Below are 25,705 nucleotides of genomic sequence, written 5' to 3' on the forward strand. Positions count from 1 at the left end.
ATTTGCAACCGTTTACAGAAATTATTTTTATTTTTCTTGTAATCTTGTATAATGAAACTATGAAAACCCTTACAGGAGTGGTGTCAATGAATCAACATCAACATTGTTTAGCGAGTATCCGTTCACACTATCCCCAATTCAGTGTGACCGAGAAAAAAATTGCCGACTATATATTAGAAAATCCGAACGAAATCATCCATTCTACAATCAATGGTCTGGCAGAAGACTTGGGAGTGGCCGACTCTACCGTTTTCCGTTTTTGTAAACGAATCGGCTTCAAAGGCTATCAGGCGATGAAAATCGCTCTTGCCTCAGAAATCGTGACTGGTCTTAAGGACATTCACGAACGCATCGACGAAGGGGACACGGCACAGACGATCGCCACAAAAGTCTTCCGATCCAACATTAAAACCATTGAAGACACATTGATGGTGGTGGATGAGAAGAAGCTGATGAAAGCAGTGGACATAATGAGCACCGCCCGTTCCATCGAGTTCTTTGGAAGCGGCGGGTCCGGTGTCATCGCCCTTGATGCCTACCATAAATTCATAAGGACCGGTTTGCGCGTGCATGCGGCAAGTGACAGTCATATTCAGCTTATGACCGCTTCCCAGATGACGAGTGACGATTGTGCCGTGTTCATATCCCACTCAGGATCGACAAAGGATATCCTTCAGCTTCTCGACATTGTGAAAGAAACCGGGGCCAAGACCATCTGCATCACCAATTTCGCCAAGTCCCCACTAAGCCAGAGGGTCGACACACCCCTCTTCACCGTTTCAGAGGAAACCGACTACCGTTCAGAAGCTCTGTCGTCCCGCATTGCCCAGTTAACACTGATTGATGCACTTTATGTAAACTTAATGATGATGAGGGAAATGGAAGGACAGGATGCCCTCAGGAAGATGAGGAAGGCCATTTCGGTTAAAAGGCTATAAAAAAAGGTTGATCAGTTCAGCACTGATCAACCTTTTTTTATTTTAATCCAGGTGACTCATCAGTGACGCCTCATACTCCGTCACCGCTTCATCCAGCATGTGAAGACCGGCGTCAATCTGCTCTTTTGTAACCGTAAGGGGTGGAATCATGCGGATCACTTCTGAGTGTTTTCCGCATAGATAAAATAAAACCCCTTTTTCAAGCGCCCGGTCAAGGATGTCCATCAAGCCTTCCTGATTCGGTTTACCCGTCTTTGGATGGACGATTTCAATCCCGATCATCAAGCCCACCGCCCGGATGCTTCCGATCACCGGATGTTTCTCTTTCAACTTCTCGAGCCTCGAAACGGCGTATGCCCCCATCGTCTTCGTATTATCAAGGAGCCTTTCCTCCTTCATGACCTCAAGGGTGGCAAGACCGACAGAGCATGCGATCGGGTTCCCCCCGAATGTCGTCCCATGACTTCCAAGCGGCCACTGTTTCATCAGCTTATTGGACGCCACTGTCGCGCTCAGGGGAAGACCCGAAGCAATACCTTTCGCGATCGCCATAATATCCGGTGTCACATCGAAGGTTTGTGCCGCAAACCAATTACCCGTACGTCCGAAGCCCGTTTGAACTTCATCGAAAATCAGTAGTATATCATGTCGGTCACAAATCTCCCTCACCTTCTTGAGCCAGGCTTTCGGAGGGACGATATACCCCCCTTCCCCCAACACCGGTTCTAAAATGACACACGCCACTTCTTCCGGGGTGACCTGGTGATCAAAAAGCGTTTCAAAATCCTTTTCAAGCTTGCTGACAACATACCGGGCTGAATCTTCTCCCTCTGGACACTCACGTTCATTCGCATACGGAATCTGATACGTCAACCCTGAAGGCTGCATGAACTTTCGATACTTACTTTTCGAAGTGGTTACACTGAGTGCCCCTAATGAGCGGCCATGAAAGCACCCCGTAAAAGATATGACATAAGGACGCTTCGTTACATATTTAGCAAGCTTGATCGCACCTTCGATGGCTTCCGTACCACTGTTGGCAAAGAAGAAACTATCCAGGTCACCTGGAAGGATTTCTGCCAGTTCATCCGCCAGGCGAAGGATCGATTCATACATGATGACGCCTGAAGGACCGTGCATCAGACCGTCCGCTGCATCCTTGATCGCCTGTACGATTTTCGGGTGGCGATGACCCACATTCGTCACGGCAATGCCAGACGTGAAATCAAGATATTGTTTCCCGTCCAGTCCGTAATAGTAACATCCCTCTTCCTTCACTACCGGCAAATTCGGATGATCCTTTGCCATACTCGGTGCCAGGCGGTCCGGCATCCTCTCGATAAGCTCTTCAAACGTTCGTTCCATTTCAGTACCCCCATATTCATTTTGTCTAAATCTTTGAGGTTTTACATAAAGAAAAAGTGCGCCAGTAACGCGACGATTGGTAATGTGATGATGGTTCGTTGGATGAAGATGATAAAGAGATCCAGGAAGCTAATCGGAATTTTAGATTTGATTAATAGAATCCCGATTTCAGACATGTAGATTAATTGAGTCAAAGACATGGCCGCGATTACAAATCTCGTTAACTCGCTTTCGATCCCGCTACCCACCACTGCAGGCAGGAACATATCGGCAAACCCGACGATCATCGCAGGGGCAGCATCAGCAGCCTGCGGGATTTGCAATAGCTCAAGGAGTGGAACAACCGGGTAAGCAAGTATATCAAAAACCGGTGTGTATTCTGCCACGACTAAAGCAAGCGTCCCAAGGGCCATGACGAGTGGAATGAGTCCGAACCAGATATCAAAGACGTTTTGCAATCCTTTTTTGGTCACTTCCCCGACACTTTTCACTTCAGATGCTTTTTCCACGGCTTTTTCGAAGCCCCATTGAAAACGGGAAACATTTTCAGGTACCGTTTCAGAGATTTGCATACCGACGGGCTCATAGTATGTGTCTTTTTTACGGGAAAGAGGCGGGATGCGCGGGCAAATCACCGCTGCTGCGATCCCTGCGATGACGACCGTTCCGTATAATTGCACAAACATGGACTCCAAACCTATGAAACTGACGATCACGAGACTGAAAGCGATGGAAGCAACAGAGAAGTTGGTGGCAATGACCGCAGCTTCCCGTTTTGTGTAGTAGCCCTCTTCAAATTGTTTCGTTGTAATGAGGACCCCGACCGTCCCACTCCCCATCCAGGAAGCCAGAGCATCAATGGAAGACCGTCCCGGCAGCTGGAACAAAGGCTTCATGATCTTTTGCAGCAGTGTCCCGAAGAAGTCCATCAGTCCAAAATCCAATAAAAGGGGCATCAATAAACCTGCAAACAAAAACCATGTGGTCAAAACAGGGACTAACGAATACAGAACCGTGCCGCCTGTATAGTCGGATATGATCCATTCAGGACCGATTCCGTTTACGGTCATGATGGCAAAGACTGATCCGATGACACGGATGGTGATCCAGAACGCACCTACATCAAAAAGCCCTTTTAGAAATGGTTGTGAGACGATCCACTTCGGTTGAAGAAGTTTTGTATAAATGGCCATGAGAGCGGATAGTCCAAAAATGATCGTCATGAATAATGGCAATACTCCTTCTAACATCCCCTGAAAATAAGAAGCAAAGATCCCGACCCCGATCGTCATGTTCCCTTCGTATGTCACAGGGACCAAAAACAGCAATACTCCTATTAAGGAAGGAATGATAAACTTCATTGCTTCCCTGGTTGATCTCCCGGACCGGGTTTGTAACTGACTGACATTTTGTTTCCCAACCTCCATTGTCAAACACCCCTTTGAAATGATTCATTTATCCTTCTATTCACTTAAGAACCTGCAAGTATCATGCCAATTTTTTATCCAATGCTGTATTTTTTCATTTTTCTGACTACTGAAGGCTGACTGATCCCAAGATTTTGTGCCATGAGAGTCGTCGTTTTATACTGATGCCTCGCTTTCTTCAGCACCTGCTCTTCAACCGCTTCAAGAATATCTTTTAGTGATTGTCCTTCACGGTCAAACGCTGAAAGATCACCACTATGTTTTATGTATCGACCCGGAAGGTTCTCCATCTCAATGATCTGCCTTGAGGATGTGACAATCAGCCTCTCGATCAGATTCATCAACTCCCTGACATTCCCTTTCCACTCCTGAATGAGAAGCTGGTGAATGATCCCTTCATCCAAGGTCCTTCGGCGCTGATATTTCTCACAAAAATACCCTACAAAATAATCGATCATTGAAATAATATCCGAGGTCCGCTCCCTTAAAGGCGGGATGGTGATGGGAACGACATTCAGACGAAAGAATAGATCCTGCCTGAATTCCCTGTTCTCCACGGCCATCTCCAAATCCCTGTTTGTCGCTGCCAGGACCCGAAAGTCCACCTTCCTTTGCTTCGTACCGCCTACCCGGTAAAATTGTTTCTCTTGGATGAATTTTAAGATTTTCACTTGATTGGGTTGTGACAGCTCCCCGATTTCATCGAGAAACAGAGTCCCTCCTTCTGCAAGTTCAGCCAATCCTACCTTCCCCTTGCGATCCGCCCCCGTGAACGAGCCGGGTTCATACCCGAAGAACTCAGCTTCAAATAAGGATTCCGGTATCGCACCGCAATTGACCTCAATGAAAGGTCCCCCTTTTCTTTGGCTTTTATTATGGATGAATTTCGCAATATGGGACTTGCCGACACCGGATTCCCCCAGCAACAGGACATTCACATCCACTTCCGCCACTTGCAGGGCCATCTGGAGAACCCTCTTCATCTCATCACTTGTGGCAATGATCCCTTCAGAATAATAATGACGGCTCCTGAGGATTTCAAGTTCGCTTTTCACCCGTTCCATCTCATCTTCCATGTCCTCTAAGTATTTCTTCATATTCAATAATTCCGTTACGTCATGTGAATAGCTGACGATCCGTACAAGCTCTCCATTTTCATGGAAAACAGGGATCCCTGTCACCAGAAGCTTTTTCCCGTCTTTACTTGTCTGCACCAACGTAATTTTCTTTTTTTCCTTTAAAACGAGTGGAGTCAAAATGGGGGTGAAGATTCCCTCTCTCTCAAGATCATAGACGGATTTCCCTACCATATCCTCTGATTTTACGTTATAAATGCCACCAGTCGCCTCACTGACTTTCAAAATGATCCCGTCTGTATTCGTTACTAAAATATCGTCCTGCAATGAGTGAAGAATGGCTTCGTTTTCATTCCAACTTTTTTTCGTCTCAGTCATCCCGGTCAGTCCTTCCCACTTCCTTGGTTTATTCAATTATGAATAATTCCGCTGAATTTTTTTATATTAATCCATTTATACCAGACTATTTTGACTTTTTATACATTTTTGAATAATTTATTTAAAAATGTATAAAAGAACTCCCCCTCTTACGGAACAATTATTTTACTATTCAAATCATTTCGATTATGATTTTGGTAAGACTGTGAAAGGTGGGATAGGGATGACACATACATTGACGTTGGAACATGCCAAAGAGATGGATAAACTGGATATGCTTTCTCATTTCCGAAAGGAATTCTACATAAAGGAAGATCATTATTATATGGACGGGAACTCCTTGGGCCTGTTGTCGAAGCGAGCCGAGGAGTCGCTTTTGACTTCATTGAATGATTGGAAGGAGCACGGCATCGACGGCTGGATGGACGGACAGGAGCCGTGGTTCTATTATTCTGAGAAGCTTGGAGAAATGACGGCTCCTTTAGTGGGTGCTGAGAAGGAAGAAGTCATTGTGACTGGTTCCATCACGACGAATCTTCATCAGTTACTGGCCACATTCTATCAACCTCACGGAAAACGAACGAAGATTCTGGCAGATGAACTGACTTTCCCGTCGGATATTTACGCGGTTCAAAGTCAGCTGGAATTAAAGGGGTATTCCCCTGACGAACATTTGGTCCAGGTGAAAAGCAGGGATGGGTACACCCTGAGTGAGGAAGACATCATTCTTCAGATGACCGATGAGATCGCCCTTATCCTATTACCTTCCGTCCTTTACCGAAGCGGGCAGCTGCTGGATATCAAACGCTTGACGAAGGAAGCCCATAAACGTGATATTGTCATCGGATTCGACCTCGCTCATTCGATCGGGGCCCTCCCTCATCAGCTGCACGAAGATGGGGTGGACTTTGCGGTGTGGTGCAATTACAAATACTTAAACAGCGGACCTGGTGGGGTCGGGGGATTGTTCGTCCACAACCGGCACAAAGGGAAAAAGCCCGGTCTTTCCGGCTGGTTCAGTTCCCGGAAAGATGCGCAGTTTGATATGGATCATACGCTCTCTCATGCCGATTCTGCCGGAGCATTCCAAATCGGGACCCCCCATATTTTGAGCAGCGCCCCCCTCCTAGGCTCCCTCCAGATGTTTGAAGAAGCCGGGATGGAGAATCTGAGAAAGAAATCCCTGTCACTTACAAGATTCATGATGGATGTATTCCAACAGGAGCTTAAAGGATATGGGTTTACCATCTGCAATCCCCTTGAAGATGATCGCCGGGGCGGACATATCAGTCTGCAGCATGAAGAAGCGGCAAGAATCTGCAAAGCCTTGAAAGCAAACAGGGTGACACCTGACTTCCGGGCACCGAATGTGATCCGGCTGGCACCGGTGGCTCTTTACTCGTCGTACGAAGATGTATGGAAGACGATCCACATCTTGAAGAACATCATGGAAAAAGAAGAATACAAGCAGTTTGAAAATACGCGGAATGTTGTCGCTTAACACGGAAAGGAAGAGGCAATCATGAAAATGATCGATATTTCAAGACCCCTGCATAATGAAACGCCTGTTTGGCCGGGAGACACGCCTTTTTCCTTCTCCTTGAATTGGACGAAGGAAGAAACGGGATCCGTCAATGTCGGCCAGCTGACCATGAGTTCCCATACCGGCACCCATGTGGATGCTCCCTTCCATTTTGACAGTGACGGGAACCGGATCCTCGATATGCCCCTGGAACGTTTTATGGGACCGGCCATCGTGGTTTCGTTGGAGGGTACTCCGGAAATCAGTCCTGAACGATTAAGGAAGATCGACTTTACGGATGTCAAAAAAGTTCTGTTTAAAACCAATGCCTGGAGTGATCCAAATCGATTCCCCGGGCAGATCCCCCCTATCCCGAAGGAACTTGCCCCTTTTTTAAAGGAAAAGGGCATTGATCTGATCGGGGTGGATCTTCCCTCTGTTGATCCTTTGGACAGCAAGGAATTGGAAGCCCATCACTCTCTGCGAAAACATGACATCGGGATTCTCGAAGGGATCGACCTTACCCATGTAACACCCGGAATATACGAACTGATAGCCCTCCCCCTCCCACTTAAAGAAGGGGATGGTTCCCCGGTTCGTGCCGTTTTGATTGACCGCACGTAAAATCGCGAACCTTTTGTCCTTCTGGTCGAATATATCTCCACTCCTTTTTCATAGACTGATAGTAGACGTATAGCATCATGTACATGAAAGAGTCGGAAAAAAGGAGTGGGGCTTATGGGAATCACCATCACCATCGGTTTTATCGTGATACTTGGAATGATCATGGGTATACTTATTTATTTTTTAAGACAGGCTTTGGATTCGAATGATTCGAAGAAGGTTGATTCGCGTGATGATCATTTTTCGCAGTGACGGGTCGGTTTATTGACGAGACAAACCGCAAAAAAGCCCCGGCATCCTGACAATTTCAGGACGCCGGGGCTTTTTTTATTCGATAATGTCCTTTTCTCCCAGTTTCATCGGGCTTGAACAAAGGGGACAAACTTTGGATTCGGTATCTTCATGGGTTTCCGGCCTCTGCCAGGCAATGCACTCAGAGCTTGTGCACACCCAGGCAAGAATCTTACTCACCTTTCCAACTCTCGCCTTTTTAGATGGTCTCGGTTCAGCGTGTGGCGTCTGTTTGAATAAGTCCGAAATAAAACGCGAGCTCTTCCGCTGTTCGCCTTGATAATAAGCTGGGGAAGAAATGAATAATTTCTCTTTTGCCCTCGTGATGGCTACATAGGCTAGGCGCCTTTCTTCCTCGACTGCACCTGTCATCTTCTCCTTCTGGTTCGGGTCCTTATACACCTTATCCTCGAGCTTATTGGCATTAAGGGCTGAACTGTGGGGAAGGTTCCCTTCGATGGCTCCGATTAAAAACACGACGGGGAACTCAAGACCCTTTGAGCGGTGAATCGTCATGAGGGAAACACTGTTTGTGTCTTTGTTCCTTCTTTGATTCGAATAGATTTCCTCATACTTCGCTTTCATCTCATCAATAAAGGTAATGAAGCTTGAAATCGTATCAAAGCGCTTTGCCGAGCCTTCAAGCTCGTCCAGCATTTCTTTAATGAGCTCCTTCTGTTCGGTCACCACATGAGATTCCTGGGCGTCGATGTACTGGTGATAGAATTCCTTCCGGATGCGTTTGATGGCACTTTCCGGTGACTGGTCACCGATCTCCTTCAGGAACTTCATCCGTTCTTTCACATTCTTCACCTGGAAAGGCTTCAAACCGGATAAAGTCGTTAAGTGAATGAGGGGATATTTCTTCCGCTCTTTCTGTTCTTCTTCCAGGATGTGAGCCATTCCCCGGTCCCTTCGGATAAAAAGGGTGGGCAGCAGTGATTCCATGGCCGAGAAATTTCTCGGGACGATCGATAATCGCAAGTAGTCCACCACGGGTTTCACGGTCCAGTTATCATAGAATAGGGAATCCTTTTGATTGTATGGTGTGAAGGGAATCTCCTTTAACAGGAGCTGCTCGAAGACGGCACGCCCACTGCTCATCGTACGGTGGAGAATCGTCATATCCCCATAACCATACCCTTCATCCAGTAATCTTTGAATCTCTTCAGTGATCCAGACGGCTTCTTCATCGGCTGTCGCGGGTCTTGAATAGAGAGGCTTCTGTCCCTCCACTTTTGTGGCAATCAGCTCTTTTTTCCGCCGGTGGTCATTCCGCCCGATGACTTCATTCCCGAGTCCGATGATATAAGCGTCTGACCGGTAGTTTTCTTTCAGGGTCACGACTTTGGCATCGGGAAACTCCTCATCAAAATCCAGAATGAATTCGTTCCGGGCGCCGTTAAAGGTGTAAATGGTTTGATCATCATCCCCGACCACGAACAAATTCCGATGAGCCGCAATCAATTTGATCAGCTCATATTGTACCAGATTCGTATCCTGGAATTCGTCGACCATCACATACTGGAAACGGTGCTGAAGGGAAGTCAGCAGATTCGGGTTCCCCAGTAATAGTTGATACGCCTCTGTCAAAATATCATCAAAATCCATCTTATGATTCATGCGCTTCCACTCTTCATATTTTAAGAGGATGCTTCTCACTTCTTTTTCTGACTTCGACTTCTCAGGGAGCTCCCGTATATCTTTCTGATTCAGCTTATAATGAGAAAGCTTGGCAAGGAGCGTCTCGGAGTCATACGGATCGTATATATTCATTTCTCTCTGGATCTGTTTTAAAATGATTTGTTTATAGCGCTCGTTCCCGATCACTTCCTGTGTGTAATGACGGGATCTGAGTAAATAGAGGAACAGGGCATGAAACGTGCTGGCATGAACCTGTCCACCATGCTCTGCTCCCGGAAGCCTTGCAATCCGCTGCTTCATTTCTTCAGAGGCTTTCTTGGTGAATGTGACAAGCAAAATATTTCTCGGCTGAATATTTTTCACGGCCATCAAGTAGCCTGCACGACAGACAAGTACCGTCGTCTTTCCCGTTCCCGCTCCTGCAAGGGTCAAGCAGGGCCCTTTTACATGACGGACTGCTTCAATCTGAGCCGCATTCAGATGAATGCCCGCTTCCTCCATCGTCCGAAAGAAAAAAGCATCCTCATCACGGGAGGATATCAGCTGCTTCGTGGTCTCTCCCTTATGGAGCGGGGCCACGGGGATCTCTTTCTTATCTGCTTCATATGGGTAAATGGAATAGTTGGATAATACTTTATTCAAAGCTCATTCTCCTAGCTTTTCTTTACGATTCATAACCTTCTCATCATAACAAGAGCCCTTCGTGAATAGCAATGACAATCTCAGGTCGAAAGGTAAAGACCACCCGATATGAAAATACTGTTAAACGATTGTTTAATCCCCCGAACCCTAGTAGAATAAATGTTTTGAAACACTAATCAAACGTTTGTTTAAATCCAATATGCTCCACAAGGATTAATAGATTGAAAGAAAAGGTAATAGAACACTAGGTGATAAACAATGAAACTAACAAAATGGGGCTTTACCCGCTTCAACAGCATAAAAGCAGAATTCGACCACTTCCCCCACTCCCTTGTCATCCTAAGAAAAATCAGAAACTACTACTTCATAAACAAAATCCACTGGTCCCACCTCGACCCCGTAGTAGAAACGCAACATCTCGAAGAAATGGAACTCTTGGTGAATAAGGAAATGGATTTGGAGGAGAATTATCTTAATAGGAGATTGGATTAAGGGATTTTTGGAAGTTATGCTCAAAATTTTTTAAAAAGAATTTAGTGTTACACCTTTCAATTCTTTATAAGTGTTACTTAATGAAGAAGCACAGAGTGGATTGAAGCGGAAGGTGCTCGACTCCGGCGGGGAAAGCTGGACAGGTGAGACCCCGCAGGCGAAGCCGAGGAGGCTCACCGCCAGCCCCGCGGAAAGCGAGCACCTGCAGCGAAAAGGAACGGTCTACATAAATATGAATCACTCATTCAACGACCATCCCCCAAGGTTTTAACAAGGAATTTTAAAAAAACAAGAAAAATTAAGATAAAGCAAGATAACCGCCCATTTCAATTCAAAAACCACCCAAAATCGCACTATATTGATTATTCTGAACATTTGCATTAATTTTATAATTTGTTAATATATAATTAATAAATGATTTACAAAACAACCTTTAAAGGAAGGCGTGATTCCAATGAAGTGAGCTAGCAAAGCGTGTCAGCATCACATCTCGCTTTTGAGATCGGCCCGTGAAAACTGATTTCAAGATGTGTGGACATGCGGGAATGCGCAATCTTATTTCAGGAGATGATTCCAATGAAGAGTGTAAGCGAAGCATGCTAACATCATGATACGCAAGAAGATAGCCCGTGAAAACTATCTTCGTAACATGTGGGCGTGTGGGAAAATCAGCGGAAAGTGAAAATAAACTAATAAACCATGCAAGACCATTAATTTAATTGTTAAATGAATGTTACGTATGTGTATTAGTAAGAAAGGATAGTAAAGTTAATTGAATAAGATTTACTTAAGTTAAGGCGCTGTTTATGTGGTATAGGCATAAGCAGCGTCTTAAATTTGTGGTCAATATTCTTCTTTTAATAAAGAACAGACAGCCGCATCGCAGAAAACGCCTTTTTCAAATGCCGCTTTTCTCAATATGCCTTCAAACGTAAAGCCGGCTTTTTCAAGACTACTCTTCGACGCCACATTTTCAGGGTCGTAATACGCTTCAATCCGATTAAGATTCATTTCTTCAAAGCCGTATGCGAGGATCGGCTGCAATACTTCTGTGATAACCCCTTGTCTCCAGTAAACTGGATGAACCTCAAATCCTATCTCGGCTTTAAAATGTTCTTTCTCCCATTGATGAAACCCGCAGCTTCCAATGATTTCGTCGGTTCCTTTCAGGGCAATCCCCCAACGTATCCCTTCATTTATGTGAAACCTTTCGTTCCACTTCTCGATGATCTCTACTGCCTGTTTTTCCTCTTGAAATGTTTCCAAATCATAATATCGGGTGACTTCATCTTTTGAGAAATAATCAAAAACACGGGGAGCATCCCCTTCTTTCATCTGCCGTAAGCGAAATCTTTCTGTTTCAAGTGCCGGAAAAGTTCGTGTCAACATTCTCATTCTCCTTTGCTTCTTGTTCTCCTTAAGTATTCAACACTGGATTTTCCAATGCCTTCTTGAAAGAGAAAGTTTTTATAAAATCGCCGATTGTGTTCTTTCCTTCATCTGGTTACAATCGATGTATTAGAAGAAAAAGGATGGGGATTGCGTTGAAAGCGGATAAACTACTGGTAAGTACTGCCCTATTCACCGGGAATGCGACTTCTCCAATCGACGGCTTTGTTGCAGTAAAAGATGATGTGATCATTGGGGTTGGCCCCCGTTCGGAGATGGAGAGTTTCATAGGACCCTCTACGGAAATCAGGGATGCCGGAAACCGCCTGGTGACGGCAGGGTTCCATGATTTTCATCTTCATTGGTTCTTAGGAGCGATGTTTGAAGGGTTCTGTCAACTGACTTTCGGATATACCGAGGAAATGACGGTGAGAATGGTGGCTGAATACGCCCGGGAACATCCCGATGAAGAATGGGTGCTCGGATTCGGATGGCATCATGTTCGCTGGCCTGGCCAGACTCTTCCCACTCGCCATTCATTGGATCGATACCTGCCCCACCGCCCCGTTGTGCTGCTCAATGAAGAAGCTCATAGCGCATGGCTGAATACGGCTGCCCTCGAGAAATTGGGAATCCACCGGGATACTCCCGAACCTCCCTTCGGAAAGATTGAAAAAGATGAGAACGGTGAACCGACGGGATTTTTATATGAGACGGCAGTACAGTATGTGGCGGAAGCTTTTACATTTGAAAAGAAAGCAAAGGACAGACTGATGAACGGAATGCTGAAGAAAACGGCATCCTACGGAATCACTTCCGTTGCTGACATGCTGCCTCTTCCCGGTTATACATTGGGAGATCCCGGGTTTTATCGGGAATTTGAAGAAAAAGGGGAGCTGACGACACGCATTCACTTTCTGGACGTGCTGGATGGTGATCTCGAGCGTGGCAGGTATTATAGGGAGACGTATCAGTCGGATAAGCTTCAGTTTTCAGGTTTGAAGCAGTTCCTGGATGGGGTCCCCCTGACGTATACCGGTTATTTGCTTCAGCCATACTATGACCGTCCAACTGAAAAAGGCGGGACGATATATGAACCTCATGTATACCAAAAATGGATCGAGGATGCGGACCGGGAAGGGTTCCGGATTCGCCTTCACGCTTGCGGCGATGCGGCTGTGAGACTCGGACTGGATCTATATGAGCATGCGCGGGATGTGAATGGCACACGGGATTCACGGCATACAATCGAGCATATTGAGGTCTGCAGTCCAGATGACTTTGAGCGCTTTCAGAAGCTCGGAGTCATCGCATCCATCCAACCTGAGCATCTGACGTCCGGTTCAATGGACACTCATGCTTATCTGGACCGACTCGGGATGAAGCGGGCACGCTATACGTGGCCGATCGGTTCATTGCAGAAGCATGACGCACCCATTGCATTCGGAACGGACTTTCCGATTGTGGACTTGAATCCGATGCTCGGTCTATACAGGGCCGTCACCCGGAAGCATGAAGACGGTTCTCCTCAAGGCGGATGGAATCCCCAGGAGAAAATTTCCTTGGCCCATTCCCTGATCCACTACACGAAATCCCCTGCTTACGGAAACTTCAGGGAGCATGATCTAGGAACGATCGAGGTCGGGAAGAAAGCTGATATAGCCGTTTTGGACCGGAACCCATTCGAAATTGAGGCAGAGGAACTGCTTGAGACAAGTGTATGGATGACGCTGATGGACGGCCGGATTGTGTATGAAAAGTAGCGGCAGCTTAAAAATAAATAGAGGTCCGTCCCTCATATCCGGGGACGGACCTCTATTTTTATTTTGTTTCCGGTTCTTGGAGTCCGCCGCCGCGGATGGTTTTTTCCTGGAATGGGAGGTTGAGTTCTTTGCTTAGTTTTTCAAGGAAGCTCAGCTCGCGCTTTGAGACGAGGCAGATGACGGTTCCTTCTGCACCCATGCGGCCGGTTCTTCCTGAACGGTGGATGTACTGCTTCGTGTCGCTCGGAAAATCGAAATGGATGACGTGTGTGACATCCGTGATATCGAGGCCGCGTGCCGCGACATCGGTTGTCAGAAGCATGGATACCTTACCTGAGCGGAAACGGTCAAGGGATTGCTTACGTTCCATCTTGTTTGAGTCTCCTGCGAGTACTTCAAGCTCGACTCCCTTAAATTTAAGCTTTTCTTCCATTTCAGAGAGTTTCTCCAATTGATTGAAAAATACCAGTGCCTTGATTCCTTTGAAGTAAGAGATGCTCCTGAGGGCTTCCATCTTATCCCGCAGTTCACTATACACAAAGACATGATCCACTTTCGGATTATCGAGGTTGGCTTCCATTTTGACAATTTCATGGTTCTGTAAGAGAGAGTCGGCTACTTGTTCCGTTTCATCTGATAAAGTTGCAGAGAAGAAAAGCACCTGACGCTCTTTCAAAGTCGATTTGATGATATCCTTCACTTCGCGGATATGTTCTGATGAAATCATTAAATCAAATTCATCGACGACGATGGTTTTCACTTCATGCATCTTCAGCTTTTTCATTTTCATCAGTTCGATCAGGCGACCTGTTGTTCCGACTACGATATGCGGCTTTTTCTTCAGCTTCTCGACCTGTTTTTTAATGTTCGCCCCTCCGATGAAGGCAGCGCTCGTGATGTCTGTTCCCTTCGCCCATTTCTGGATTTCCTGATGGATCTGCATGACCAGCTCTCTTGATGGTGCGAGGATTACAGCCTGTGCCTGTTTTCTTGATGGATCGATGGCCTGGATGATCGGCAGTAAATATGCGAGGGTTTTCCCGGTCCCCGTCGGTGATTCACATACGACATCCTTCCCCTCCAAGATGAGGGGCACGACTTTTTCCTGTACAGGGGTGAAGGCGGTAAATCCTGATTCTTCCCAGTTTTTCTGGAGAGACGGGGAATGTATAATTTCTGAAATTGAATTCATTGAATTCGTCCTTTCTAATCGGCAAAGTCGGAGGTAGTCTCACTTTCCTTTACGGGTAAGCTGATCTCCACTGCCGTTCCTTTTTGTTTTTCACTTTGAAAGTGTATATGTCCTTTGTGTCGTTCGATGATTTTTTGACAAACAGCGAGGCCAAGACCCGTCCCTTTTTCTTTGGTCGAGTAAAACGGCTCTCCGAGATGCTCGATTCGTTCCGGGTCCATTCCCACCCCATTGTCCTTTACGATGACATGAGCGTCCGTTCCATGCTGGACCAATGTGATTGAGACCCTTCCATCCCTGGATGGGGGGATCGCTTCCACGGCATTTTTAATGATATTGATGAAAACCTGTTTCAGCTGATTTGACTCGCATAATACACACAAAGGTTTTTCAGACAGGTTCTCATATATAATGGACACGTTATCAAGATTGGCCTGTGCTTCCATAAGGACGAGGACCTGCTGGAGGATATCGTCAATTCTTTCATGACGAAAATGGGTTTCTTGTTGTTTTCCAAGAATCAGCATCTCACCTGAAATCAAATCGATTCGATCCACTTCAGAGAGCATAATGTCCAAATGATTGTGGTTGATGGTATTGGTCGTTTGCATAAGTTGGATAAATCCCTTGAGAGATGTGAGCGGGTTGCGAATTTCATGGGCAACGGCCGCTGCTAACTGGCCAATGACGGAAAGTTTCTCAGATGCGACCACCATTTCTTCGTTTTCCCGATTCAATGTGATATCCCTTGCGATTGCAAACATTCCCGTCACCTCTCGATTAATGATAATCGGAACGAGGGAGCACCGCAGGATCTTTCCTTTATTATCGCCGATATGAATTTTCGTTTCAAAGGTAGATGCGAGACCTTTGAACGTAGCGAAAAAGTAGTCTGTCACCCGCTTCATTTCTTCTTCATCCAAGAATTCACTAAATTTCACTTCCTTTAACTCATCATGGGTGAATTCAAGCAACCCCTCAGCTTCTGCGTTCACAGATACGACATGCCCATCCAGGCTAAGCTCTAAGACAGCATCGGGATTTTGTTCGAACAGGGAATGATAATGCTGATTCCTTATTTGGAGCTGCTTCTCTTTTTTCGACAGTTTCTCGTTGGAAAGAATCAGCTCATTTGTCCTGCGGTATATGAGAAAAAAAATGATGATACCTGTTACAAACGTAAATAACCAGCCCTTATAGCGCTGAAAATATATATACATACTAAGCTTTTCATGTGCGATAATCATAAAAACATAATCTGACAACACAATCCATAATGCGCCTAACAATACATAGGTGACGGATATTTTCAAGGCAATATCTTTAGCTTGTTTCATGATGTGAAGTTCACCTAAATTCCAATAGTCTTTCCCCTATGGTTTCACAATTCTTACCAATTTATCAATAATCTTTCCCCTTTTTCTCCCCTTTAAGGAACAATGTAGATAAAGGATAGATTCCCACGCTTTGTATCAGGAGTGAGAGCATGATGACTCCGAATGTTAAGGAGTGCAGAAGAAATGGGCCTTGATCATCTAGACCCAATAATAAAGCAACAGACATCGTTCCTTTAATTCCAGCCCAGGTTAAGATGGATACTTCCTTCCATCCATACTGCATCCTCCATGTTTCTTTCATTTTTACAACACCAATAATAATAACATAGCGAACAAATAATGAGAGAACAAAAAGGAAGAAGATCCATCCGGTTAAAGAAAAAGATAAATATCGTGTTGTCTGGATTCCGATCAATAAGAATAAAAAAGTCAGAATGGTCGGTTCAATAACGGTCCAGAAACCATCCAGGTCCTTCCTGAAGTGATTTTCCTTTATTGTTTTTCCATATTCATAGGAAAGCATGATTCCTGAGGATACTGTTGCAAGGACGCCTGAGACACCCAACTCCTCCCCCACGTAAAAGGTTCCGTATGCAAGGATGATACTCAGCATGATCTGATATCGCGAATCTGTCGTGAAGTGGATCGCTTTACTCGCCATCCATCCAAGCGTCACACCCAACACGATCCCTCCCAGAGAAACCAACAGGAATTCTCCCATGAAAGAAGAAATGGAAAACGTCTCCCCTCCAAAGTAGATTCCGGCCACAACTGTAAAGAGAACGATACTTGTGCCGTCATTGATCATCGATTCCCCCTCCACTACATCGGCTATGTCGTCTCTGTTTGAAGATTCCTTCAAAACCGATACGACTGAAATCGGATCCGTCGGTGTTAAGATTGCAGAAATCAGTAAAGCTTCTCCATAGGTCATAGGGATCCAGGGATGTAAACCGTAGTACGTAAGGAGACTCATCAATAACGTAGTGATGACGATACCGACCGTACTTAGGAGAGTGATGATTCCAGCATGTTTCTTTAAAGCCTTTGCAGGAAATTGATAAGCGGATATAAATAAAAGTGCAGGCAGAAACCACTGGAATATAATATCCTTTGTCAGGGTGACATCAGAAAACGCTGGAATAAACGAGAGACCTATTCCAATGAGGAGCAAAACAACGGGAACAGGAATGTTCTTCTTCTTTTTATCAAATGTAAAGACGCTATAACCAATCATAAGCAAGATTAAAATATGTATAGGTTCGATGATTCACACCTCCAGTTACAAGATTATTTCCACTCATTATATTTTACTAAACTTCACATCCAACCTTTTTCCTAATTTTTCAAATTAGTGTTTATTTTTCTAAGAGAAGGTAAAAAGAGAACAATATGATAGTGAAGGCAGGTGATGCGAATGTTAAGTATGATGTATGGGAGCAAACCTTTCAGTAAAAGCGGTACAATCACTCTCCCCCATAAATGGAGGGAGAAGTTTGGACTGCTGCCGGGAAAACTTGCAGAGCTCGTCTATCAAAACAATTGCCTCTATATTAAGCAGGCCACGCGGGACTCCACCCATAACAAACGCTACATCTCAGAAAAAGGAACGGTTCACATCCCGAAAGAACTCCGGGAAGAAATGGGCATGACGTATCCATCCTCCTACTGCCTGCACATCAACGAAAAAGACAACTGTTTTATGATCACAAGAGAGAAATAACGATACAAAGTATGTCATGAGCTCGAGCCTTCCCGAAGTGCCTTTGTTTCAAGATGATGTAAACTCGATAGCAATAAAAAACAAGGTCCGTCCCTCACTACGTTAAAGCGATGAGGGACGGACCTTTGGTTGTTGGAGGGTGATGCTGCTGCCAGATTGGGCAATGGATAGTTTACGGACATCCATGGATGGGAAGGATTGTTCGAGCTGGCGGTGGAGCCATTCACTTGCTTCCCGTTCCACAAAGCAGGCAATCGTCGGGCCCGCCCCGCTTAAAGCGACGCCGAAGGCACCGAATCGATCCGCCACTTTTTCAACAGCATCGTAATGGGGAAGAAGCTTTCTCCGGTGAGGCTGATGATAACGATCCCGCTTCATCATTTTCCCGACCATTTCCCAATCACCGGTCAGGAACGCTGCCACTAATACATTCGATATAGCTCCGGCCCCCACAGATTCTGAAAACGATAGAGTGGACGGAAGGACATTTCTTGAATCCGATGTTTTCAGCTCTGCTTTCGGGATGACACATACCACATCAATCGGAAGATCAGGTACCGTTATCAGGTTAACACCCTTTTCATGCTGACAGCTGACGACAAACCCTCCGTAGAGCGACGCACCTACGTTATCGGGATGACCTTCAAAACGATTGGCCAGCACCAGTTTCGTTTCCTGGGTCAAGTTGAGACTGCATAATGCATTGGCGAGCTCGACCCCTGCCACGACGGCCGCTGCACTGGAACCGAGTCCCCTCGTCAAAGGGATATCACTTGATACGTACAAATGACACGGAGCAGGCTTCTTTCCATATTCAGCCGCCACTTCCTTTACCACTTCTACTATGAAATGGGACTCATCATCCGGAAATACTTCAAGGGCAGATGACAGTGGAATCACCTGCCAGTCGTCTGCTTCTTGTGCCTCAACGGTTAAGAACACATTCAAAGCCAAACCGAGTGAGTCAAATCCGGCTCCTAAATTAGCTGTGCTTCCTGGGACGATGATTTTCCACGAGCGCGGTTGTCGGCCCTTCATACCCCGATCGTTCCCTTAATATAATCCTTCACCATTTCACGATCGTTTGGCAGCTTAACAGGTGTGACCGGGCTGCACTCCATGGCTGTAACCGGATCTTTCAAGCCATTCCCCGTCAATACGGCGACTACCTTCGACCCTTGTTCAAGCAGCCCTTTTTCCAATGACTTCTTAATCCCTGCGATGGAAGCGCATGAAGCCGGCTCCGCGAAGATCCCTTCTTTCCTTGCCATAAGCTGATAGGCTTCAAGGATTTCTTCATCCGTCACTTCATCTATATGTCCGTTTGATTCCTTCAGCGCGTCGACGGCCAATGTCCAGCTTGCCGGGTTTCCGATGCGGATGGCAGTGGCGATCGTCTCGGGCTGGGGAAATACGCGGTCATGGACGAGAGCGGCTGCCCCTGATGCTTCAAAGCCGAACATCCGGGGAAGCGATGAAAATCTGCGGTCTGAATATTCCTTGAATCCTTTCCAGTATGCTGAAATATTCCCTGCATTCCCAACAGGTATCGCAAGCACATCCGGGGCTTCCCCTAAACCTTCTATAACCTCGAATGCCGCCGTTTTCTGTCCTTCCAATCGATATGGATTCACGGAATTCACAAGGGTGACGGATTCCGTTTTACTCAATTCCCGAACAATCTCGAGGGCTTCATCGAAATTCCCTTCGATCGAAATGATCTCGGCACCGTACATGACGGCTTGAGCCAATTTCCCTTGAGCGATTTTCCCTTCCGGAATGACGACGATGCAATGGATTCCCGCCCTTGCTGCATAAGCTGCAGCTGATGCAGAAGTATTGCCTGTCGAAGCGCAAATGACCGTAGAGCTGCCGGACTCCACCGCTTTCGCAACGGCAAGGACCATCCCCCGGTCCTTAAAGGAACCTGTCGGATTCGCCCCCTCCACCTTTGCATAAAGCTCGATGCCCCATTCCTCGGACAACGACTTCAGCTCGATCAATGGAGTGTTTCCTTCGTTTAAGCTTAATAGAGGAGTATCTGCATTTAATGGAAGATGTTCTCCGTACTGCTCCAGTAGTCCTTTCCACCTCATCCTTTTTCTCCTCCTTCTACGCGGTATGAGCTTTCAATCGAATGAACCGCTTCATAATCCTTCAGTTCCATCAGGATATCTTCGTAATGTTCCAGGGATGCCTTATGAGTCACCAGGACGATTTCAGCAAACTCATCACTGTCCAGTGGATTCTGAAGTATTTTCTCGAAACCGACTCCGTGATCCGAGAAGATGGACGTCAGTTTGGCTAGAACGCCCACTTCGTCCTGAACATGCAGGCGGAGGAAATATTTCGAATGAATTTCATCAGGTTCTTTCAGTTTCTTCGGGAACTGGGGGTTCACGGCACTCTTCCCGTTTACACCCAGTCTCATATTCTTCATGATTCCCACCATATCCGATACAACAGCAGTCGCTGTAGGAAGACTCCCTGCCCCCGGACCGTAAAACATCGTTTCTCCCACTGCTTCGCCGTAAACGTACACTGCGTTATATTCATCATGTACAGAGGCGAGAGGGTGTTCATTTTGTAGAAGTGTAGGCTCGACGCTTACCTCGACCTTCTCCCCTTCCCGGTGGGCGTACCCGATGAGTTTCATCGTGTAGCCGAACTGCCCGGCATATTCAATGTCATCACCCGTTACTTCCGTGATGCCTTTCACCTTCACATCAGCAAGGTCCACATTCATGGAGAATCCCAATGTGGACAGGATCGCCATCTTCCTCGCCGCATCCAATCCACCGACATCTGCCGTCGGATCCGCTTCTGCATAGCCGAGGTCCTGGGCTTCCTTCAGGACATCATCGAAGGTCCGTCCCTCTTTCGTCATCTTTGTCAAAATGAAGTTCGTTGTCCCGTTGACGATCCCCATCATTTTCGTGATGCGATCTGACGCAAGGCCGTCTACTAAACTTCTTAAAATCGGGATGCCTCCTGCAACGCTTGCTTCGTAGAATAAGTCACAGCCATTTTCTGAGGCAGCCCTCAGTAATTCAGGGCCATGGAGGGCCATGAGATCCTTGTTTGCCGTTACGACATGCTTACCTTCGTTTAAAGCATGCAGGAGATGCTCCTTCGTTGCTTCGATCCCACCCATGACCTCGACCACAATATCAATTTCAGGGTCAAACAGGACTTCCTCAGGATTTAAGGTCAATATGCTGTTTCCGATATCCAGTCCCCTGTCTTTCTCTAAATCCTGAACGAGGGCTTTTTTCACCGTCACCGGGCAGCCGATCTGGTGAGACAATTTATCCTGATGATTCTCTACTATCTTCACCACTCCGGCTCCCACCGTTCCGAGTCCTAAAAGTCCGATTGAAATTGATTCCATAAGCCGAAAACCTCCATTTGTTTATTTCTGATGTACATTTGTATTTGTATAGTGGACATTATAGTTGAAAAAATTACCTATTACAATAGGTTTTTGCGTATTTTCAGAATGTAAGAGCTTACAATCTTCATAGATGAGGAGAATTGCTTTTAATTAAATCCACCGCTTATAAACAGAGGACCGCTCCCAACTACTCACGCAGTTAAGAGCCGTCCCATCTTTACACAATATGATGCAGCTGTCTGGCCATCTTGGACAAATCGCGGTAAACAGGGATTTTACTCGGATCGGCGTTCCCGCCACTGATGACGCAGCCCACCCTCTTACCCTGTACCTTGACTTTTTGACACATGGCTGCCGCTAAGGATGCGGCTCCCGCTCCTTCGACGAGGGTTTTCTCCCGTTGAAGCATGAACATGATGCTATAGGAGATTTCTTCATCGGTCACGGTGACCATGTCGTCCACATACTTCCGGATGATCGGAAACGTAAGCTCTCCCGGCTTCTTGACGAGTATCCCGTCTGCAATGGTATGAACATGCTCAAGTGAACCTTTATTGCTTCCTGTAAAAAAGTTATACGTAGCCGGCGCTCCCAGTGCCTGCACGCCGACAATTTGCACGCGGGGATTAAAGGCTTTCACGGCCAGTGCCATCCCTGCCAGCAGACCGCCTCCACCGACGGGGACGAGAATCATGTCTAAATCACTGAGCTGTTGAAGCATTTCCAGTGCGACTGTCCCTTGTCCAGCCATCACTTTATGATCATCAAATGCATGAACATACGTCGAGCCTTTTTTGATTTTCTCCTCAAGTGCTGCCCCGTAGGCTTCCTGATAGGTGTCTCCAGTCAAAACGATTTCAGCTCCGTAATGTTTCGTTGCCGCAACTTTAGTAGAAGGCGTCCGTTTCGGCATGAAGATTTTTGAAGGGACCCCGCGCTTAGAAGCAGCCAGCGCTACTCCTTGGGCATGATTTCCTGCAGACGCAGCAATGATGCCCCTCCCTGCTTCTTCTTCAGACAATGACATGATTTTATTCATGGCGCCCCTTACTTTGAAGGAACCTGTCCGCTGCAGGTTCTCCATTTTCAAATAGATCTCTCCACCAGTAAACGCATTCAGCGTTGACGATTGCTTTAACGGTGTTCGATGCACCTGATGACTGATTCTTTCCATTGCTTCTACCACTTCAGTGTTATCCATTAAATTCCCAAGTCACTCACCTCATATTTTTTTTCGTAGTCTTCGATATGTGTACCGTAATGCAAAGTTAAATCGATTTCATCCAGACCCTTCAGAAGCATCGTTTTCCAATAAGGATCAATGTCAAAGGAGACACGCAGTCCCTCGGAATCGCAGATAGTCTGGTGCTCAAGGGATACTTCGATTTTATATAAATCTACTTGACTCTCATTCTTCATAAGAGCATCGACTGTTTTTTCATCCAGTTGAATCGGCAGGATTCCATTCTTTAAACAATTGTTATAAAAAATGTCCGCGAAGCTCTTCGCGATGATTACCTGAAATCCATAGTCCTGAAGGGCCCAGGGTGCATGTTCCCGGGAAGACCCGCACCCGAAATTCTTTCCGCCGAGGAGAATCTCAGAATCCCGGTATTTTTGGGTATCCAATAAGAAGTCATGTCTGAGGGACTTCCCGTCGTCTTCAAACCGCCAATGGTAAAATAGGTACTGACCGAATCCTTTACGCTCGATCCTTTTCAAGAATTGTTTCGGTATGATTTGATCCGTGTCTACATTGTCTCTCCTGAGAGGAAATACACTGGCTTCCACATGATTGATTGCCACCCTTTTCACCTCCTATGAAATTGGCATTTTTTCAAGCTTACGTACGTCAGTCAATTTTCCGGTCACGGCAGCCGCTGCTGCCATGGAAGGACTCAGTAAATGGGTTCTTGATCCATTTCCCTGCCTGCCTTCAAAGTTCCGGTTGGAAGTCGATGCACAGCGTTTGCCGGGTGGAACGATGTCGTCATTCATGGCCAGGCACATGCTGCAGCCCGCTTCCCTCCACTCAAAACCAGCTTCTTTAAAGATCGTATCCAAGCCTTCCTCTTCTGCCTTTTTCTTCACTTTAAACGAGCCGGGAACAACCAAAGCGGTGACGCCCTGCTTTACACTGTATCCTTTCACCACTTCAGCGGCCGCCCTCAAGTCACTCAAGCGTGAATTCGTACAAGAACCGATAAATACATAATCAACCTCGATGTCCTCGATTCTCATTCCGGATTCAAGCCCCATATAGTGAAGCGCCCGCTCCACCCCTTCCCTTTCAGAAGGGTCCACGTACTCATCCGGGTGAGGGACGGACCTTGAAATTCCTGCTCCCATCCCCGGATTCGTCCCCCATGTCACATGAGGTTCGATTTCTTCACCCCTCACCTCGATTCTATGATCATAGGTGGCGTCACGATCGCTTGTCAGGGATTTCCACTCTTCCTTGCACTGTTGGAACGATTTGTTCTTAGGAAGGTATTCCCTTCCCTCTAAATAGTCAAAGGTCGTTTCGTCGGGACTGATCAATCCGGCTTTCGCACCTGCTTCAATGCTCATATTACAGACGGTCATTCTTTCTTCCATGGACAGATTGCGAATCACGTCTCCCGTGAATTCGATGACATATCCGGTCCCGAATCCCACTCCATAGGTGGAAATGATGTTCAGGATGACGTCTTTTGCCGTGACACCGAATCCGAGTTCCCCGGACACCTCCACTTGAAGTGTCCGGGGCTTTGATTGCCAGAGGGTCTGGGTCGCCAGTACATGCTCCACTTCACTCGTCCCGATTCCAAAGGCGAGTGCCCCGAACGCACCATGGGTTGAAGTATGGCTGTCTCCGCACACAATCGTTTTCCCCGGTTGGGTCAGACCCAGTTCAGGACCGATGACGTGGACGATACCTTGATCGGGATGATGGATGTCGGCAAGGGCGACGCCGAATTCTTCACAGTTTTTCTTCAACGTCTCCATTTGCAGTCTGGCGATCTCATCTCTGACAATGTGACGCTCTCTTGTCGGAACGTTGTGGTCCATGGTCGCGTAAGTCAGGTCCGGTCTCCGCAGCTTGCGTTCTTTCAAGCGCAGCCCCTCGAATGCCTGGGGGGACGTTACTTCATGTACAAGGTGAAGATCGATATATAATAAATCCGGCTTGCCCTTTTCCCTGTGTACGATGTGTTTTTCCCATATCTTTTCGATGATATTTTTCCCTGCCATGAACTCCCTCCTGATTTGGTAAGATTTTATTTCGATGAAGAGCGAGTCGTCGTTGATTCCTGCTCCGGTCACCTTCGTTTTAATACGGTGAAATTCTCTATTACAAGTACGCTGCCAGGATGGAAGACAGGGCATGATCCGCTTCCAGACGCTCTACGACCAGTTGACTCATGGCACCCGTTCCGACGACGGTTCCGCGTCCCATCGTCCACAGGTCTCCTGTCCGGTAGCCTGCATTCAGCACTTCCTGGACCCCCATTTCGATCATTTCCGCTTCTTCTTTCAAGCCGAAGGAATGACGCAGCATCATGGCAACCGATAGGATCATAGCGAGTGGATTGGCTTTTCCTTTTCCGGCGATATCAGGGGCTGATCCGTGAACGGGTTCGTAAAGTCCGAATGAGTCCCCTCTTAAACTGGCGGAAGGAAGCATTCCAAGTGAGCCTGTGATCATGGAGGCTTCGTCGCTCAGGATATCCCCGAACATGTTCTCGGTCACGAGCACATCGAATTGTTTCGGCTGATACATCAGCTTCATGGCTGCGACATCCACAAGCATGTGTTCGACTTCTACATCCGGGTATTCAGCCGCCACTTCATTTACGACTTCCCTCCACATTCGACTCGTTTCCAGAACGTTTGCCTTGTCGACGGACGTTAGTTTTTTCTTGCGCTTTTGAGCCAGCTTGAATGCCTTGTGAACGATCCGTTCGATTTCACTTTTTTCATATACAAGGGTGTCGACGGCTACTTCATCCCGTTTTCCCTGGCGACCGGACGGCTGACCGAAGTACAATCCTCCCGTCAGTTCTCTGACAATCACCAAATCTACTTCTTCAACAATCTCCCGTTTGAGGGGGGATGCCCCCAGTAAACTTTCAAAAGCCTTCACCGGGCGCAGATTTGCGAAAAGGTCGAACTCTTTTCTGATGGCCAGGAGTCCTTTTTCAGGACGGATTTCTTTCGGAAGGTGCTCCCACTTCGGTCCTCCGACTGCCCCTAATAGAACGGCATCGCTCGCTTTACAAAGCTTGATTGTTTCAGGAGGTAACGGTGTACCGAAGCGATCAACGGCCGCTCCGCCGATGAAACCTTTCTCCACTTCGAATTCATGACCGAACCAATCACCCACTGCCTTCAGTACTTCTAATGCCCCGTCCATAATCTCTTGACCGATACCGTCTCCTGGTAGTACAACGATTTTTTTCTTCATTAGAATTACCTCCTGTTTTATGGGTTTAGGAGGAGTCTTGAAGTTCAAGGCCCCCCGTTGG

At 46.6% G+C, this 25,705-nt stretch carries 22 protein-coding genes; 7 read left to right on the plus strand and 15 right to left on the minus strand.

Annotated features, from left to right (window positions below; genetic code table 11):
* Window positions 1-86 precede the first annotated feature (86 nt).
* Complete coding sequence (locus tag AM506_RS05470) at window positions 87-938, plus strand: MurR/RpiR family transcriptional regulator (RefSeq protein ID WP_060671481.1); 852 nt, start codon at window positions 87-89, stop codon at window positions 936-938.
* 42 nt (window positions 939-980) lie between these two features.
* Here AM506_RS05470 and AM506_RS05475 read toward each other — a convergent pair whose 3' ends face one another.
* From AM506_RS05475 to AM506_RS05485, 3 genes are all read right to left on the minus strand, one after another.
* Window positions 981-2,303 (minus strand): aspartate aminotransferase family protein, encoded by a 1,323-nt coding sequence (locus tag AM506_RS05475; RefSeq protein WP_060671482.1) that lies wholly within the window; start codon window positions 2,301-2,303, stop codon window positions 981-983.
* A gap of 41 nt (window positions 2,304-2,344) precedes the next feature.
* Window positions 2,345-3,730: a YjiH family protein gene (locus tag AM506_RS05480; protein ID WP_060671483.1), complete on the minus strand. Its 1,386-nt coding sequence runs from the start codon at window positions 3,728-3,730 to the stop codon at window positions 2,345-2,347.
* Between the two features lie 74 nt (window positions 3,731-3,804).
* The gene (locus tag AM506_RS05485) at window positions 3,805-5,184 is read right to left on the minus strand and encodes a sigma-54 interaction domain-containing protein (RefSeq protein ID WP_060671484.1); all 1,380 of its coding nucleotides are present in this window, start codon (window positions 5,182-5,184) and stop codon (window positions 3,805-3,807) included.
* 223 nt (window positions 5,185-5,407) lie between these two features.
* Between AM506_RS05485 and kynU the strand changes: the two genes are divergently transcribed.
* The 3 genes from kynU to AM506_RS22950 all read left to right on the plus strand — a co-directional run bounded on the left by kynU (window position 5,408) and on the right by AM506_RS22950 (window position 7,582).
* On the plus strand, window positions 5,408-6,685 hold the full coding sequence (gene kynU, locus AM506_RS05490; RefSeq protein WP_060671485.1) for a kynureninase: 1,278 nt from the start codon (window positions 5,408-5,410) through the stop codon (window positions 6,683-6,685).
* Window positions 6,686-6,706: 21 nt separating this feature from the next.
* Window positions 6,707-7,330, plus strand: coding sequence for an arylformamidase (gene kynB / locus AM506_RS05495; RefSeq protein WP_060671486.1), 624 nt, complete (start codon window positions 6,707-6,709; stop codon window positions 7,328-7,330).
* Window positions 7,331-7,444: 114 nt separating this feature from the next.
* Window positions 7,445-7,582: a hypothetical protein gene (locus AM506_RS22950; RefSeq protein WP_200908415.1), complete on the plus strand. Its 138-nt coding sequence runs from the start codon at window positions 7,445-7,447 to the stop codon at window positions 7,580-7,582.
* 75 nt (window positions 7,583-7,657) lie between these two features.
* On the opposite strand, the gene AM506_RS05500 is transcribed toward AM506_RS22950, so the two are convergent.
* The gene (locus AM506_RS05500; protein WP_060671487.1) at window positions 7,658-9,907 is read right to left on the minus strand and encodes a UvrD-helicase domain-containing protein; all 2,250 of its coding nucleotides are present in this window, start codon (window positions 9,905-9,907) and stop codon (window positions 7,658-7,660) included.
* 258 nt (window positions 9,908-10,165) lie between these two features.
* On the opposite strand from AM506_RS05500, the gene AM506_RS05505 reads away from it, so the two are divergent.
* Window positions 10,166-10,399, plus strand: coding sequence for a hypothetical protein (locus AM506_RS05505; RefSeq protein WP_060671488.1), 234 nt, complete (start codon window positions 10,166-10,168; stop codon window positions 10,397-10,399).
* A gap of 843 nt (window positions 10,400-11,242) precedes the next feature.
* Here the strand turns inward: AM506_RS05505 and AM506_RS05510 are convergent.
* Entirely contained in the window at window positions 11,243-11,788 is a 546-nt protein-coding gene (locus AM506_RS05510) for a GNAT family N-acetyltransferase (protein WP_060671489.1), read from the minus strand.
* A 143-nt stretch (window positions 11,789-11,931) separates the two neighbouring features.
* On the opposite strand from AM506_RS05510, the gene AM506_RS05515 reads away from it, so the two are divergent.
* Entirely contained in the window at window positions 11,932-13,551 is a 1,620-nt protein-coding gene (locus AM506_RS05515) for an amidohydrolase (protein WP_060671490.1), read from the plus strand.
* Window positions 13,552-13,609: 58 nt separating this feature from the next.
* On the opposite strand, the gene AM506_RS05520 is transcribed toward AM506_RS05515, so the two are convergent.
* From AM506_RS05520 to AM506_RS05530, 3 genes are all read right to left on the minus strand, one after another.
* Window positions 13,610-14,743: a DEAD/DEAH box helicase gene (locus AM506_RS05520; RefSeq protein ID WP_060671491.1), complete on the minus strand. Its 1,134-nt coding sequence runs from the start codon at window positions 14,741-14,743 to the stop codon at window positions 13,610-13,612.
* Between the two features lie 14 nt (window positions 14,744-14,757).
* The gene (locus tag AM506_RS05525; RefSeq protein WP_200908416.1) at window positions 14,758-16,080 is read right to left on the minus strand and encodes an ATP-binding protein; all 1,323 of its coding nucleotides are present in this window, start codon (window positions 16,078-16,080) and stop codon (window positions 14,758-14,760) included.
* Between the two features lie 64 nt (window positions 16,081-16,144).
* Window positions 16,145-17,317, minus strand: coding sequence for a cation:proton antiporter (locus AM506_RS05530; protein WP_060671625.1), 1,173 nt, complete (start codon window positions 17,315-17,317; stop codon window positions 16,145-16,147).
* A 180-nt stretch (window positions 17,318-17,497) separates the two neighbouring features.
* Between AM506_RS05530 and AM506_RS05535 the strand changes: the two genes are divergently transcribed.
* Window positions 17,498-17,803: an AbrB/MazE/SpoVT family DNA-binding domain-containing protein gene (locus AM506_RS05535; RefSeq protein ID WP_152968534.1), complete on the plus strand. Its 306-nt coding sequence runs from the start codon at window positions 17,498-17,500 to the stop codon at window positions 17,801-17,803.
* Between the two features lie 102 nt (window positions 17,804-17,905).
* On the opposite strand, the gene thrB is transcribed toward AM506_RS05535, so the two are convergent.
* The 7 genes from thrB to leuB form a co-directional block, all read right to left on the minus strand.
* Window positions 17,906-18,841 (minus strand): homoserine kinase, encoded by a 936-nt coding sequence (gene thrB, locus AM506_RS05540; RefSeq protein ID WP_060671493.1) that lies wholly within the window; start codon window positions 18,839-18,841, stop codon window positions 17,906-17,908.
* The gene (gene thrC, locus AM506_RS05545) at window positions 18,838-19,899 is read right to left on the minus strand and encodes a threonine synthase (protein ID WP_060671494.1); all 1,062 of its coding nucleotides are present in this window, start codon (window positions 19,897-19,899) and stop codon (window positions 18,838-18,840) included. The genes thrB and thrC overlap by 4 nt, the downstream gene beginning before the upstream one ends.
* A complete protein-coding gene (locus AM506_RS05550; RefSeq protein WP_060671495.1) occupies window positions 19,896-21,194 on the minus strand; it encodes a homoserine dehydrogenase in 1,299 nt (432 codons plus the stop codon). Before AM506_RS05550 ends, thrC begins: the two co-directional genes overlap by 4 nt.
* 220 nt (window positions 21,195-21,414) lie before the next feature.
* Complete coding sequence (ilvA, locus tag AM506_RS05555) at window positions 21,415-22,398, minus strand: threonine ammonia-lyase (RefSeq protein ID WP_235576048.1); 984 nt, start codon at window positions 22,396-22,398, stop codon at window positions 21,415-21,417.
* Window positions 22,398-23,003, minus strand: a complete 606-nt coding sequence (leuD, locus tag AM506_RS05560) for a 3-isopropylmalate dehydratase small subunit (protein ID WP_060671496.1) — start codon at window positions 23,001-23,003, stop codon at window positions 22,398-22,400. The genes ilvA and leuD overlap by 1 nt, the downstream gene beginning before the upstream one ends.
* A 12-nt stretch (window positions 23,004-23,015) precedes the next feature.
* Window positions 23,016-24,431, minus strand: a complete 1,416-nt coding sequence (leuC, locus tag AM506_RS05565; RefSeq protein ID WP_060671497.1) for a 3-isopropylmalate dehydratase large subunit — start codon at window positions 24,429-24,431, stop codon at window positions 23,016-23,018.
* Window positions 24,432-24,531: 100 nt separating this feature from the next.
* Window positions 24,532-25,644, minus strand: a complete 1,113-nt coding sequence (gene leuB / locus AM506_RS05570; RefSeq protein WP_060671498.1) for a 3-isopropylmalate dehydrogenase — start codon at window positions 25,642-25,644, stop codon at window positions 24,532-24,534.
* Window positions 25,645-25,705 lie beyond the last annotated feature (61 nt).

Source organism: Rossellomorea vietnamensis (assembly GCF_001305855.1).
In the GTDB taxonomy this organism is placed as follows: domain Bacteria; phylum Bacillota; class Bacilli; order Bacillales; family Bacillaceae_B; genus Rossellomorea; species Rossellomorea vietnamensis_A.